Source organism: Rhodanobacter sp. FW510-R10, from assembly GCF_058781105.1.
This window is the reverse complement of record NZ_JBYSWL010000001.1, coordinates 278,620-292,325: the sequence shown is the minus strand read 5'-3', so window position 1 is coordinate 292,325 and position 13,706 is coordinate 278,620. Positions and strand designations below refer to the sequence as shown.

Below are 13,706 nucleotides of genomic sequence, written 5' to 3'. Positions count from 1 at the left end.
TTGGCGCCAGCGTCACTCCCGTAGCGGTTTCCACTGTAGGGTTGCGCGGTTCAGCCCATTTGATCCTGATCAATCTCGAGGCTGCTGGCGGCAGGCCACGCGGCAGGCGCCGGGCCGCTTCAGTCCGCAGTTGCCCGCATCGGCGTACCCGGCCGTCGCACATCGACGGGCAGGTGCCACGGGTCAGTCGAGCTTGATGGGTTCGTGCAGCCCGGGTCGTTGGGCGGGGAAGCCACGCCCGCCGAGCACCTCATGCATGACGCGCATGCCACGGTCATATTCGCCGTGCACCACGAACACCTTGCGCCGTGGTGTCTCGCCCAGCCAGGCGAGCAGCGATGGCTGATCGGCGTGCGCGGAAAAGCCGTTGATCGTCCACACCTGTGCGCGTACCGGGATCTCCTCGCTGAACACGCGCACGCTGGCGGCACCATCCACGATCCGCCGCGCCAGCGTACCTTCGGCTGCGTAGCCGACAAACACGACGCTGCTGCGTTCGCGCCACAGGTTGTGCTTCAGGTGATGGCGTACGCGGCCGCCGTTGCACATCCCCGAGCCGGCCAAAATGATGGCGCCGTTGTCGATGCTGTTGATGACCATGGACTCGGCGGTGTCGCGGGTGAAATGCAGGCCAGGCATCGCGAACGGGTCGCCATGCTGCAGTTCGTCGCGGAAGTGCTGGTCGAAGCATTCTGGATGGCGACGGAAGATCTCGGTGGCGGAGATCGCCATCGGCGAATCCAGGAACACGCGCACATGTTGCGGGATCGTGCCCTCGCGGATGCCCCGATGCAGGTAGTACAGGATTTCCTGCGCGCGTTCCAGCGCGAACGTGGGGATCACCACGTTGCCACGTCGCGCCATGGTGACGCGGATCGCCTGGTACATCTCGTCCACGGAGTCGGGCACCGAGCGGTGCGGGCGGTCGCCGTAGGTGCTCTCGATCACCACGTAGTCGGTGGCGGGCGCCGGGGTCGGGTCGCGCAGGATCGGCCGGCCCGGATTGCCCAGGTCGCCGGAGAACAGCATGCTGCGCGGCTGCTTGCCGTCGTCGAGTTGCAGCAGGACCGAGGCGGAGCCGAGGATGTGGCCGGCGTCCAGAAAACGCGCGCTGATGCCCTCGGTGACAGCCACGTTTTCGTCATAGCCGACATCCGTGGCGAAAAAATCCAGCGCATGCAGCGCGTCATCGATGGTGTACAGCGGTGGTGCGGGCACTGCTTCGCGATGGTTGTTGCGTTGCGCCCGGCGCGCATCCTCTTCCTGGAGGCTGGCCGCATCGAGCAGCACCACGCGGGCCAATTCGCGCGTGGCGGCGGTGGTAATGATGCGGCCGCGAAAACCCCGCCGCACCAGCAGCGGGATGCGCCCGCAGTGGTCCAGGTGCGCATGGGTCAGGAGCAGCGCATCGATGCTGGCCGGGTCGAAGCCGAACGGTTCGGCATTCGCCTGCTCGACCTCATCGCTGCCCTGGAACATCCCGCAGTCGACCAGCACGCGTCGATCATTGCAGGTGACCAGGTGGCAGGATCCGGTGACTTGTTTGGCGGCCCCGTGGCAGCTGTAGATGATCATCGACGGCGTCGCCTGTGCTTGCGTATCCCGATCACAGTCGACCGGTCACAGGCATCATGCCAGCAAGCGGGGAGCTTGGGCGGCAAGCCCGGGCGGCTTCCACCGCCCTAGTGTTCCACCAGTACCGGCACTTCGCTGTGCACGATCACGTATTGGGTCGCGCTGCCCAGCAGCAGGCGGTCCAGCCCGCGCCAGCCGTTGCAGCCCATCACGATCAGGTCGCAGCCCAGCGCGCGAGCCTTGGCCACGATCGCGCGTGGTGGCGCGCTATTGGGTTCCAGGCTGCTTTGGCAGGGCACGCCGGCGACCTTCGCACGTTCGCAAACTTCGGCCAGGAAGTGATTTCCGGCGTCCCGGGCGACGTTCTCGTAGCTCAGGTTGCTGGCCGCGATCACGTCGTAGAGGAACGGCACCGGGGGCATTTGCGCCACGACGTGCAGCGCGTGTACCCGGGCGCCCAGGCGGGCGGCCAAGGCGATGCCGGCATCGGCCGCGCGCAGGGAGATTTCCGAGCCGTCGATCGGTAGCAGGATATGCTGGTACATGGATCGTCTCCGTCAGTGTGGGCGCCCATTCGTTTGTTGCCACCCGGTGGTCCCGCGCCAGGGAGATCGAGGGCGCCCGCAGCGTAGGTGGTCCGGCGGGCAGCCCATATGATGCGGATCAAGCAGCGGGGTGGCAGGAACTGCCATGGTGTCCGCGGCACGAGTGCACGGCAGGCCGGGTGACTGGAATCCCCTGTGCGTATGCCGCCGCCGCGGGCGTCCTGTATGGGCGCCGCCGGATGAGGCCCGGATCGACCCGTCGTGGATGGGGCGCGTGGCTTGCAGCGAGTGACGGGAGGCGATGCCGGCATGATCGGTTTCAACCAGTATTTCGACCGCTTCCTCAGCTCGCGGCGAAGCCGCAAACTGTTTCGCCGCCCGGCGCTTGTCGAGTTGCTGACGCGACGGCGGCGCACGGCCCGCCTGTCCGACCACCTCAATCGCCGCCTGGTCGACCAGGCGCAGCGCGATTTACCCAGCCTGCTGGCGCAGTTGGGCACTTCGGCACGGGGGCTCAGTGCGGCGCAAGCCGAGGCATTGCGCGCGCTGCACGGACCCAATGAAGTCGAGCACGAGCGCCCCCTGTCCTGGCGCCGGCAACTGTGGTTGAGCTACGACACCCCGTTCAACTTGTTGCTCAGCTTGCTCGCCGTGGTATCCCTTGCCACCCGCGACCGCCAAGGGGCTGCCGTGATCGGATGCATGGTGCTGCTGGCCACGCTGATCCGTTTTGTCCAGGAGCGGCGGTCCAGCAAGGCTGCGCTGGCGCTCAAGGAGCAGGTTGGCAACACGGCGAGCGTGAGGAGGCCGGCCGCGGCAGGTGGCGCGCAGGATGCTGCCGATACCGGCGACCCGGGCGTCACGGTCGAGATTCCAATCCAGCAACTGGTACCGGGCGACATCGTGCTGCTGTCGGCCGGTGACATGATTCCCGCCGACTGCCGGCTCATGACGGCAACGGATCTCTTCCTCGCCCAGTCGGCGATGACCGGCGAGGCGTTGCCGGTCGAGAAGTTTGCCGATGCCGGCAGCGCATCGGCGTCGGCGCTGGAGATGGACAATCTGGTGTTCATGGGCACCAATATCATTTCCGGTGCGGCCAGCGCCGTGGTGCTTGCGACAGGCAATGACACCTACTTCGGCACCCTGGCGACGCGGGCGATGCACGCCGACGCGCACCCGGGAGCCGATGCCCTGCAGATTGGCGTCAACAAGGTCAGCTGGCTACTGATTCGCTTTGCGCTGGTCATGGTGCCGCTGGTGCTGCTGATCAACGGCATCACCAAGGACGACTGGCCACAGGCCTTCCTGTTTGCCTTGGCGGTGGCCGTCGGCCTGACGCCCGAGATGCTGCCGATGATCGTCACCACGACCCTGGCGCGGGGTGCCGTGCTGTTGTCGCGCCAGCAGGTGATCGTCAAGCGCCTCGATGCGATCCAGAGCTTTGGCGCGATGAACGTGCTGTGCACCGACAAGACCGGCACCTTGACCCAGGACCAGATTGCGCTTGCCCGGCACACCGATGTCGCCGGCGATGAATCCGACGAGGTGCTGGGTTTTGCCTTCCTCAACAGCTACTACCAGACCGGGCTCAAGAACCTGCTCGACCGGGCAGTGCTCGAGCGTGTGGAGGTGCGGACCCAGCTGGATCTGGCGCGCAACTACGCCAAGGTCGACGAGATTCCGTTTGATTTCGAACGACGGCGCATGTCGGTGGTGGTGGCCGAGCGTGCCCATCACCACGAGCTGATCTGCAAGGGCGCGGTGGAGGAGGTGCTCGCCGTGTGTACCCAGGTACGTGACCGCGAACGTGTCTACCCGCTCGACGCCGAGGTGCGGGAGCGCCTGCATGGGGTCACCCGGCGTCTGAACCAGGAAGGCCTGCGTGTCGTGGCCGTGGCCATGAAGGAGTTGCCGCCCGAACAACGCGTTTATGCCAAGGCGGACGAGTCGGCGTTGACCTTGATCGGCTATATCGCGTTCCTCGATCCACCCAAGGAGTCGGCCTCACCCGGCCTAGCGGCGCTGGCGGCCCATGGTGTTGCCGTCAAGGTGCTTACCGGGGACAACGAACTGGTGACCGCGGCGATCTGTCGCCGGGTCGGACTGGCGGCCGATGCGCTGGTGCTTGGGGCGCAGATCGACGCCATGGACGACCAGGCCCTGGCGGATGCCGTCGAGCGGCATACGGTGTTCGCCAAGCTCTCCCCGCTCAACAAGGAACGCATCGTCCACAGCCTGCGCGCCAACGGCCACGTGGTTGGCTTCATGGGCGACGGCATCAATGATGCCCCGGCGTTGCGTGCGGCCGATATCGGCATCTCGGTCAACAACGCCGTGGACATCGCCAGGGAGGCGGCTGACATCATCCTGCTCGATCGCAGCCTGATGGTGCTGGAGCAGGGCGTGATCGAGGGCCGCAAGGCCTTCGGCAACATGCTCAAGTACATCCGCATGGCGGCCAGCTCGAACTTCGGCAACGTGTTTTCCGTGCTGGTGGCGAGCGTGCTGCTGCCATTCCTCCCCATGCTGCCGCTACAGCTGTTGACCCAGAACCTGCTTTATGACGGCTCGCAGGTCGCGATCCCGTTCGACCAGGTGGACAGCGAACTGGTCAGCCAGCCTTTGCGATGGAATCCGGACGGGATCGGTCGCTTCATGCTGTTCTTTGGTCCGCTCAGCTCGGTTTTCGACCTGGTCACGTTTGCCGTGATGTGGTTCGTGTTCAAGGCGGATTCGGTCGCGGGGCAGGCGCTGTTCCAGTCCGGCTGGTTCATCGTCGGCTTGCTCACGCAAACGCTGATCGTGCATATGATTCGCACGCCCAAACTGCCCTTTGTCGAGAGCCGTCCAGCGTGGCCCCTGCTCGGCGCGACCCTGCTGGTCATGGCAATCGGCGTCTTCTTGCCGATGGGGCCGCTGGCCGCCTATTTCAAATTGCAGGCGCTGCCGTGGCCGTATTTCGTGTGGTTGGCCGGCATCCTGGCCGGCTATGTCGCGCTGACGTCGCTGATGAAGCGCTACTACGTCCGGCGCTATGGCTGGAATTGACGGCCACCGGCAGGGGCAAAAATCAGGCGGTGCGCGGCTGCCACTGCCAGTGGCGGATTTCAGGCAGGTCCTCACCGTGCTCCACGATGTATTGCGCATGCGCCGCGAGCTTTTGCGTCATTGCGAAGCGCACGCGCGGCGCCGCTGCGAGCCCTGGGACGCGGTCGATCGCATTCAGCACCAGGTGGTAGCGATCGAGGCCGTTGCGCACCGTCATGTCGAATGGGGTGGTGGTCGTCCCTTCCTCCTGGTAGCCATGGACATGGAAATTGTCGTGGTTGGTACGCCGATAGACGAGCCGGTGGATCAAGCTGGGATAGCCGTGATAAGCGAAGATCACCGGCCGGTCGACCGTGAACATCGCATCGAAGCTGGCGTCGTCCAGCCCGCGCGGGTGCTGGCTGGGCGGCTGCAGTTTCATCAGGTTGACCACGTTCACGACACGCACGCGCAATTGGGGCAGGTGCTGGCGCAGCAGCTCTTCGGCCGCCATCGTTTCCAGGGTAGGCACGTCGCCGCAGCACGCCAGCACGACGTCGGGTTCCGCCCCGTCGTTGCTGCCGGCCCAGGACCACACGCCCAGGCCCGCGGCGCAATGTGCCGCCGCGGCGTCCATGTCCAGCCACTGCGGCGAGGTTTGTTTGCCGGCGATGATGACGTTGACGTAGTTGCGACTGCGCAGGCAATGGTCGGTCACCGAGAGCAGCGTGTTGGCATCCGGCGGCAGGTACGCGCGGATGATGCTGGCCTTCTTGTTCGCCACGTGATCGATGAAGCCCGGATCCTGGTGGCTGAAACCGTTATGGTCCTGGCGCCAGACGTGCGAGCTCAGGAGGTAGTTGAGCGAGGCGATCGGGCGACGCCATGGAATCTCCCCGGATACCTTCAGCCATTTCGCATGCTGGTTGAACATCGAATCGACGATGTGGATGAACGCCTCGTAGCAGGAGAAAAAGCCGTGCCGTCCGGTCAGCAGGTAGCCTTCGAGCCAACCCTCGCACTGGTGCTCGCTGAGCATCTCCATGATCCGGCCGTCGGCTGCGATGTGCTCGTCCTCAGGCAGGATCCGCGCCAGCGAGCGGCGAGCGGTCACCTCGAACACCGCGTTCCAGCGGTTGGAGTTGGTTTCGTCCGGACTGAAGACCAGGAAGTTGTGCGGGTTCTGTTTGAGCACGTCGCGGATGAACTGGCCCTGCGCGCGGGTCGCCTCGGCCGTGGTGGCGCCCGGCGTCGGTACGTCGACGGCGTAGCTGCGAAAGTCGGGCAACTGCAAGGGCTCCAGCAAGAGGCCGCCGTTGGCATGCGGATTGGCGCTCATGCGCCGCTGCCCGCCCGGCGCCAGCGCCGCGATCTCCGGCCGCGGGCGTCCCGTCGCATCAAACAGTTCCCGTGGCCGGTAGCTCTGCATCCAGTTTTCCAGGATGCGCACGTGTTCCGGTCGGTCCATGTCGCCCATCGGCACCTGGTGGGCGCGGAACGTGCCCTCGATGCGCTGCCCGTCGACCTCTTTCGGCCCGGTCCAGCCCTTGGGCGAGCGCAGCACGATCAGTGGCCAGCGCGGGTACCCGCTCGCGCCCCCGGCGCGCGCGGTCCGCTGGATCAGCCGAATCTCCGCCATGACCTCGTCCATGACGGTGGCCATGCGCTGATGCAGCGGGCCCGGATCGTCACCTTCGACGAAATGCGGCACATAGCCGTAGCCGCGTAGCAGGGAATCGAGTTCCCCGTGCGGGATGCGCGCCAGCACCGTGGGGCCGGCGATCTTGTAGCCGTTCAGATGCAGGATCGGCAGCACCGCGCCATCGTGGACCGGATTGAGGAACTTGTTGGAATGCCAGGCGGTGGCGAGCGCCCCGGTCTCGGCCTCGCCGTCGCCAACGACGCAGGCGACCAGCAGGTCAGGATTGTCGAAGGCGGCACCGAACGCATGCGCCAGCGCATAGCCGAGTTCGCCGCCTTCGTGGATCGATCCGGGTGTCTCCGCGGCGACGTGGCTGGGAATGCCACCGGGAAACGAGAACTGCCGGAACAGGCGCCGCATCCCTGCCGTGTCCTGCGATACCCGGGGGTAGATTTCGCTGTAGGTGCCTTCCAGCCACGCATTGGCCACGGGCGACGGCCCGCCGTGCCCAGGGCCGACCACGAAGATCGCGTCGAGATCGTGCTTCTTGATCACGCGATTGAGATGCACGTAGATGAAGTTCAGCCCCGGCGTCGTACCCCAGTGGCCAAGCAGCCGCGGCTTGATGTGCGCTGCCGTGAGCGGCTCGGTGAGCAGTGGATTGTCGAGCAGGTAGATCTGGCCCACCGACAGATAGTTCGCCGCACGCCACCAGGCATCGATGGTTTGCAGTTCGCGTGGTGCAAGCGGTTGGGAAGAGCAAGGTGCCGTGTTCATCGGAACCACCTCCGGGGCAGGTGCTGACCCGTGCAGCGGACCCCAGCTTTCAAGCATCGGTCCGTCCGCGCCAGCATGCTCGCGTACGGGGCGATGACCAAGTCCTGGCCCAGGCCTCGCTTGAATCCGGGTCCGGGCACGCTGAACGCAAGCCGGGTACCACCGCACGGCCTTAAGACTCGCATAAGCCACGCCGGTTGCAATGGCCCCCAAGGCAATCCTGCCGAGACCGGAGAAGCACCATGAAACACCTCATCACTGCACCGTTGTTCCTGGCCGCCGCGTTGTTGTCGGTGGCTGCCACAGCTGCCCCGCAGTGCACCACGGCGCCGCGCGCGCAGTGGCTGGCCGAAGCGGCCATGAAGCAGAAAGTCCTCGACCAGGGCTACACCATCAAGGTGTTCCAGGTCACCGGCAACTGCTACGAGATCTACGGCAAGGACAAGGCCGGCAAGAACGTCGAGATCTATTTCGATCCGACTGATGGCCACATCGTGAAGCAAAAGGGCGGTTGACCCGCGAGCTGTGTCCACCTGGGCGAGGAACAAGCCATGTCGACGATGATCAAGATCTGGGATCCGCTGGTCCGCGTGTTTCACTGGTCGCTGGCTGGCTTGTTCTTCGCCAACTTTTTCACCGAGGGCGGCGAGACACTGCACATCTGGTTTGGCTACACCATCCTCGCACTGCTCGCGGTGCGTTTTGTCTGGGGCTGGATCGGTACCCGCCATGCCCGTTTCCGCGACTGGGTGCGTGGCCCACGTGCCACGCGGGCTTATCTGCGTGCCCGGCTGGCTGGCCGCTCCCGGCGCCAGCTTGGCCACAACCCCGGTGCGGCGGCGATGATCCTGGCGCTGCTCACCGGGGTGTTCGCTACCGGTGTCACCGGCTGGTTGCAGACCACCGACCGCTTCTTCGGGGTCATGTGGCTGCAGGACCTGCACGAAGTGTTGGCGTATGGCGTGCTGGTCCTGGTCGGTGGCCATGTGCTTGCCGCGGTGGGCGAAAGCGTCCATTACGGCGAGAACCTGATTGCCGCGATGATCCATGGTCGCAAGCGCGCGCTGGACGAGGGCGATACCGACCACGATTGAGGCAGAGTTGCGTTCGATCAAGGCCTGGGCAGTGACGACGGGTACAGTGAGTCATGCGCATTCTGTTGGCCGAGGATGATCTGGCACTGGGGCAGGCGCTGGCCGACGGCCTGCGCCACCTTGGCTATGCGGTGGACTGGATCACCGACGGCAACCAGGCCGCCGCCACACTGGCCGACACGACCTACGCCGCCGCCGTGCTGGACTGGAACCTGCCACGCAGCACTGGTCCGGCGATCATCGCCGGCATGCGCCGCCGTCAGGATGCCACGCCCGTGTTGTTGCTGACCGCGCGTGACGGCCTCTCCGATCGCGTGGCCGGACTGGATGCCGGCGCCGATGATTACGTGGTCAAGCCGGTGCACCTGGATGAATTGGCCGCCCGCTTGCGTGCGCTGTTGCGGCGTGCCGATGGACAGGTCGAGCCGGCGATCCGCGTGGGTGGGCTCGAGGTCAGTCCGGCGGCACGCGTGGCCACGCTGGATGGTGCCGCGCTGGAGCTCACCGCCCGCGAGTACCAACTGCTGGAAACACTGGTGCGCCACCCCGGCCGCGCCTATTCGCGCGACCAGTTGGAGGAAGCCCTGTATGGCTGGGACCAGGAAGTTGCCAGCAACGCAGTGGAGGTACACATCCACCACCTGCGCCACAAGCTCGGACCGGGTTGGATCCGCACCCTGCGCGGCATTGGTTACGCCATCAACCGGCCCGGCGGGCCGGCCGCGTGATCCGCCCCTCGCTCAACCGGCGGCTGGTGCTGCGGCTGGTGGCTGGCATCGTGCTGGTATGGTGTGCCGCCGCCGGCTGGTTGGCCTGGCGCAGCCTGCACGAGGTCGACGAGATCTTCGACCAGATGCTCGTACGCACCGCCGCCAGCGTGTTCGCGGTGATGCCGGAGGACACGGCCGGCGTCGGCGCGGTGCGCCTGCCGGACAAGCAGCTGGTCGACTCCGATGACAGCGCCCAGCGCCCGGCCATCGTGCTGCGCGATGCGCGCGGCGAGCTGCGCGTCGAGAGCGTCGAGCTGCCGCCGCTGCGCTTCGATCCGCGCGACGCACCCCTCCATTCCATCGTCCACGACGGGCGGCGCTGGCGAGTGTTCCAGCGCTGGGACGCGCACCACCGGTACTGGATCCAGGTTGGCGCACCGTTGGACGAACGCGACGAACTGCTGCGCAAGCTGCTGGCGCCGGCGCTGCTGGCCCTGCTGGCGCTGCTGGTGCTGGTGCCGCCGACCGTGTTTGCCGGCTTGCGCAGCGGGCTGAAACCGCTGCGTCAGCTGGCGCGCAGCCTGTCCGCTGGCGCCGACCCGGCGGCCGCCTCGCTCACCGACGCGCGGGTGCCGGCCGAGCTGGCGCCGTTCACCGAGGCGATCGACAAGCTCGTCGACCGCCTGCGGCTCAGCCTGGAGCACGAGCGCCGCTTCACCGCCGACGCCGCGCACGAACTGCGCCATCCGCTGGCGGCGCTGCGGCTGGAGCTGGATCTCGCCGGACGCGGCGATGACGCTGCCGAGCGCGCGCGGCATTTGCAGCGCGCGCAGGATGCGCTGGACCGCATGCAGCGGCTGGTGACCCAACTGCTGCTGTTGGCGCGGGTCGAGAAGTTGGCCGAGCTGGATGACGCCGGCCCATTGCGCCTGGCGGGCGTGGTCGAAGCGGCCCTGCGCGACGTCAGCGAACGCGCGGCGGCGCGTTCCATCGAGCTGTCGCTGGACCATGACGGCAACGACTTCGTGCTGGGCAGCCGCAGCCTGCTCGGCATCCTGGTGCAGAACCTGCTGGACAACGCGCTGCGCCACGCGCCCGAGCATGGCGCGGTGAACGTACGCGTCGGCGGCCACGACGAACAGGTGATGCTGGAGGTCAACGACAACGGCAGCGGCATCGCGGCGGCCGACGTGGCGCGGCTGGGCGAGCGCTTCCACCGCCCCGAAGGCAGCGTGGGCGAAGGCAGCGGGCTGGGCCTGTCGATTGCGCAGGCGATTGCCCGCCTGCATCACGGCGAGCTGGCCTTCGGCCGTTCCACGCTGGGCGGTGCGCGCGTGAGCTTCAGCTTGCCGCGCGCGGCGACCGATGCGGCACCGAACGTGCCCGGTCACCTGTAGGCCACGCCGTCTGGTGCTACCGGCCGGCGATGCGCGAGCAACCGGGACCGGCCCTCAGGCCGGCGGTTCGCCGCCGTAGAACGCATGGATGGCGGCCACAGCTTGTTCGGCGTCATCGACCACGCTGACCAGCTCGACGTCTTGGGCATCGAGCATGCCCTGCTCGAGCAGGAACCCGAGGTCGCAGGCGCGGCGCCAGAACGCGCTGCCGACCAGCACGATCGGCAGGCGCGGCATCTTGCCGGTCTGCACCAGGGTCAGCACCTCGAACAATTCGTCCAGCGTACCGAAGCCGCCGGGAAAGGCGACGAGCGCCTTGGCGCGCATCATGAAATGCATCTTGCGCACGGCGAAATAATGGAAGCGGAAGGCCAGCTCCGGGGTGATCCAGCTGTTGGGCTGCTGTGCGCGCGGCAGCGTGATGTTGAGCCCGATCGAGCGCGCGCCCACCTCATGGGCGCCGCGATTGGCGGCTTCCATGATGCCTGGGCCGCCGCCGGTCACCACGACGAAATCGCGGCGCCCCTCGCGCTGGAAGCGGCACGAGACGATCTCCGCGAAGCGGCGCGCTTCCTCATAGTAGCGGGCGTTGTCCAGTCGGCGCCGCGCCGCGGCGAGTTCGCGTGCCAGCTCCGGCTGTTCCGGATGGGCCCGCGCGTGCGCCGCCAGTCGCACTATGTCGGCCTGCGCCTGCTCCGGTGCGCAGGTTCGCGCGCTGCCGAGCACCACCACGGTGGAACGGATGGCATGTTCATGCAGCGCGATCTCGGGTTTGAGCAGTTCCAGCTGCAGGCGCACGCCGCGCAGTTCGTCGCTGGCGAGGAACGCGATGTCTTCCTGTGCCAGCCGGTAGGCGTCGCCATGCATGATCGCCTCCTGCCGCCGCTTGCTCTCGTCGCTGCCGTTCATGCCGGGACTCCGCTGCTGACGCCATGCCACTGCACCTGCTGGCCGGCCGCCGGAACGCTCACGTTCCAGCCGGGGCGCGCGCGCAGCCCGCTGGCCAATGCTTGCGCCGCCGTCGCTTCGCCATGCACCACGAAGGTCTGCGCCGGCGGCCGCGCGAAGCCGGCGGTCCACTCCAGCAGCGCCTTCCGGTCGGCATGCGCGGACAAGCCGCCGACGGTGTGGATCGCGGCGTGCACCGGGATTTCCTCGCCGAAGATGCGCACCTGGCTGGCGCCATCCACCAGCCGCCGGCCCAGCGTGCCCTGGGCCTGGAAGCCGGTGATCAGCACGCTGCATTCGGGCCGCCCGAGGTTGTGCCGCAGGTGGTGCCTGATGCGGCCGGCGGTGCACATGCCGCTGGCGGAGATGATGATGGCGCCGGAGCGGATCTGGTTGAGCGCGATGGATTCCTCCACGCTGGCGGTGAAGACGAGATGGGGCGCGTCCCTGCCGAGCGCATGCCAGTGGGCGAGGCGGGTGGCGTTCTCGTCGAACAGGTCCAGGTGCCGCTGCGTGATGCGGGTAGCCGCGGCGGCCATCGGCGAGTCGACGAAGATGCGCAGGTTGCGCAGCCTTCCTTCGTGGCTCAGCCGGTGCAGGTGGTACAGCACCTCCTGGGTGCGGCCTACCGCGAAGGCCGGCACGATCACGTTGCCGCGAGCCAGGGTGCGCTCGACTACCGCGACCAGCTCGTCCTGGGTGGCGGCAAGGTCCTTGTGCAGGCGGTCGCCGTAGGTCGATTCGACGAACAGGATGTCCGCTTCGGCGATCGGCGTCGGGTCGCGCAGGATCGCCCGGCCGGGTTGGCCGAGATCGCCGCTGAACACCAGCTTGGTGGTTCGCTCGCCTTCGCTCACCCAGACCTCGAGGATCGCCGAACCCAGGATGTGGCCGGCGTCGCGGAAGCGGCAGCGGACGTCCGCGTGCGGCTGCAACTCGCGCCCGTAGCCGTGGGGCTGCAGCTGGCGCAGGCAGGCGTCGGCGTCGCGCAAGGTGTACAGCGGCGTGGCTGCGGCATGGTCGTCGCGCGATCTGGCCGCGCCGCGCCGTGCGCGCTGCGCCTCCGTCTCCTGGATGTGGGCGCTGTCCGGCAGCATCACCTGCAGCAGGTCGGCGCTGGCGGCGGTGGTGTGGATCGCGCCGCGAAAACCGGCGCGCGTCAGCTTGGGCAGCAGGCCGCTGTGGTCGATGTGCGCATGCGTGAGCAGCACGAAGTCGAGCGCCGAGGGGTCGAAGCCGAACGGCCGCCGGTTGCGCTGGGCCGCGTCGCGTCCGCCCTGGAACATGCCGCAGTCGACCACGAAACTCGTCGTGGCGGTTTCCACCAGGAAGCATGAGCCGGTGACTTCGCCGGCGGCACCGAGAAAGGTGATCTGCATGGAGGCGTTTCTCCGGGTTCGTTCGGTCGTGCCGGCGGCAAGGGCGGCTGCCCGGCGCCAGCCGGACGGTCAGGGTGGCGTGGTCTGGGTATCGGGCAATCCATGGCCATCGACCGGGTTGGCGGTCAGCGGCTGCCAGTCCGGGTCCGCGAAATAGCGCGGGTACAGTTCGAGCGCGTCGAGCAGTTGCGGCAGTCCGTCGGCGGCCAGCACGCGGCCGAGCAGCAGGCGCAGGTTGGCGTCCATGCCGTCGCCGCGGGGTGGGTGGTCGACGATGGCGGCCACGCTGTCCTCGATCGACGTGGTGGCGGCGCGCGATTGCCGAATCGACAGCGCACCTTCGGCCTGCGCCTGCTGCATCCACAGTGCGACGGCGCGGATGCGGCGCATGCCTTCGCGCAACGCGGGATCGGCAGGCCAGCGCTGGCCGTGGTCGAGCTGGAGCTGGCGTGGGGCGGCGGCACGAGGGCGGTGCGTGTCGCCGGCCGCGGCCTGCGCGCGGGACGATGGCGTTCCGGCCAACGCTGCGATCAGCAGGAACACAAACAGAGCCAAGCGCGAGTATCCGGAACGCGCGCGTCCCACCGCCGTGCCGGCCCGGTGCGCGAC

At 67.4% G+C, this 13,706-nt stretch carries 11 protein-coding genes; 5 read left to right on the top strand and 6 right to left on the bottom strand.

Annotation, left to right across the window (positions count from 1 at the left end):
• Window positions 1-183: 183 nt before the first annotated feature.
• The gene (locus AC3WJB_RS01085) at window positions 184-1,575 is read right to left on the bottom strand and encodes an MBL fold metallo-hydrolase (protein ID WP_492677851.1); all 1,392 of its coding nucleotides are present in this window, start codon (window positions 1,573-1,575) and stop codon (window positions 184-186) included.
• A 107-nt stretch (window positions 1,576-1,682) separates the two neighbouring features.
• Window positions 1,683-2,120 (bottom strand): universal stress protein, encoded by a 438-nt coding sequence (locus tag AC3WJB_RS01080; RefSeq protein ID WP_492677849.1) that lies wholly within the window; start codon window positions 2,118-2,120, stop codon window positions 1,683-1,685.
• A 309-nt stretch (window positions 2,121-2,429) separates the two neighbouring features.
• Here AC3WJB_RS01080 and mgtA point away from each other — a divergent pair, with 309 nt between their 5' ends.
• Window positions 2,430-5,171, top strand: a complete 2,742-nt coding sequence (mgtA, locus tag AC3WJB_RS01075) for a magnesium-translocating P-type ATPase (protein ID WP_492677847.1) — start codon at window positions 2,430-2,432, stop codon at window positions 5,169-5,171.
• Window positions 5,172-5,193: 22 nt separating this feature from the next.
• On the opposite strand, the gene AC3WJB_RS01070 is transcribed toward mgtA, so the two are convergent.
• Window positions 5,194-7,569: a phosphoketolase family protein gene (locus AC3WJB_RS01070; protein WP_492677845.1), complete on the bottom strand. Its 2,376-nt coding sequence runs from the start codon at window positions 7,567-7,569 to the stop codon at window positions 5,194-5,196.
• Between the two features lie 242 nt (window positions 7,570-7,811).
• Between AC3WJB_RS01070 and AC3WJB_RS01065 the strand changes: the two genes are divergently transcribed.
• Genes AC3WJB_RS01065 through AC3WJB_RS01050 form a run of 4 tightly spaced genes read left to right on the top strand, consistent with a single transcriptional unit; the run spans window position 7,812 to window position 10,770 of the window.
• Window positions 7,812-8,084 (top strand): PepSY domain-containing protein, encoded by a 273-nt coding sequence (locus tag AC3WJB_RS01065; protein WP_492677843.1) that lies wholly within the window; start codon window positions 7,812-7,814, stop codon window positions 8,082-8,084.
• Window positions 8,085-8,120: 36 nt separating this feature from the next.
• On the top strand, window positions 8,121-8,663 hold the full coding sequence (locus AC3WJB_RS01060; protein WP_492677841.1) for a cytochrome b/b6 domain-containing protein: 543 nt from the start codon (window positions 8,121-8,123) through the stop codon (window positions 8,661-8,663).
• Window positions 8,664-8,716: 53 nt separating this feature from the next.
• Window positions 8,717-9,391 (top strand): winged helix-turn-helix domain-containing protein, encoded by a 675-nt coding sequence (locus AC3WJB_RS01055; protein WP_492677839.1) that lies wholly within the window; start codon window positions 8,717-8,719, stop codon window positions 9,389-9,391.
• Entirely contained in the window at window positions 9,388-10,770 is a 1,383-nt protein-coding gene (locus AC3WJB_RS01050; protein WP_492677837.1) for an ATP-binding protein, read from the top strand. The genes AC3WJB_RS01055 and AC3WJB_RS01050 overlap by 4 nt, the downstream gene beginning before the upstream one ends.
• 54 nt (window positions 10,771-10,824) lie before the next feature.
• Here the strand turns inward: AC3WJB_RS01050 and AC3WJB_RS01045 are convergent, their stop codons facing one another.
• The 3 genes from AC3WJB_RS01045 to AC3WJB_RS01035 form a co-directional block, all read right to left on the bottom strand.
• On the bottom strand, window positions 10,825-11,679 hold the full coding sequence (locus tag AC3WJB_RS01045) for an LOG family protein (protein ID WP_492677835.1): 855 nt from the start codon (window positions 11,677-11,679) through the stop codon (window positions 10,825-10,827).
• Window positions 11,676-13,097 carry an MBL fold metallo-hydrolase RNA specificity domain-containing protein gene (locus AC3WJB_RS01040; RefSeq protein WP_492677833.1) on the bottom strand — a complete coding sequence of 474 codons (1,422 nt, stop codon included), beginning with the start codon at window positions 13,095-13,097 and terminating at the stop codon, window positions 11,676-11,678. The genes AC3WJB_RS01045 and AC3WJB_RS01040 overlap by 4 nt, the downstream gene beginning before the upstream one ends.
• 69 nt (window positions 13,098-13,166) lie before the next feature.
• Entirely contained in the window at window positions 13,167-13,652 is a 486-nt protein-coding gene (locus AC3WJB_RS01035) for a hypothetical protein (protein WP_492677831.1), read from the bottom strand.
• Between the last annotated feature and the right edge of the window lie 54 nt (window positions 13,653-13,706).

Bases quoted from the DNA above. Each gene is read 5' to 3' on its own strand.
- AC3WJB_RS01070 (WP_492677845.1), bottom strand. From the start codon at position 7,569: ATGAACACGGCACCTTGCTCTTCCCAACCGCTTGCACCACGCGAACTG.
- AC3WJB_RS01045 (WP_492677835.1), bottom strand. From the start codon at position 11,679: ATGAACGGCAGCGACGAGAGCAAGCGGCGGCAGGAGGCGATCATGCAT.
- AC3WJB_RS01080 (WP_492677849.1), bottom strand. From the start codon at position 2,120: ATGTACCAGCATATCCTGCTACCGATCGACGGCTCGGAAATCTCCCTG.
- mgtA (WP_492677847.1), top strand. From the start codon at position 2,430: ATGATCGGTTTCAACCAGTATTTCGACCGCTTCCTCAGCTCGCGGCGA.
- AC3WJB_RS01055 (WP_492677839.1), top strand. From the start codon at position 8,717: ATGCGCATTCTGTTGGCCGAGGATGATCTGGCACTGGGGCAGGCGCTG.
- AC3WJB_RS01060 (WP_492677841.1), top strand. From the start codon at position 8,121: ATGTCGACGATGATCAAGATCTGGGATCCGCTGGTCCGCGTGTTTCAC.
- AC3WJB_RS01040 (WP_492677833.1), bottom strand. From the start codon at position 13,097: ATGCAGATCACCTTTCTCGGTGCCGCCGGCGAAGTCACCGGCTCATGC.
- AC3WJB_RS01065 (WP_492677843.1), top strand. From the start codon at position 7,812: ATGAAACACCTCATCACTGCACCGTTGTTCCTGGCCGCCGCGTTGTTG.
- AC3WJB_RS01085 (WP_492677851.1), bottom strand. From the start codon at position 1,575: ATGATCATCTACAGCTGCCACGGGGCCGCCAAACAAGTCACCGGATCC.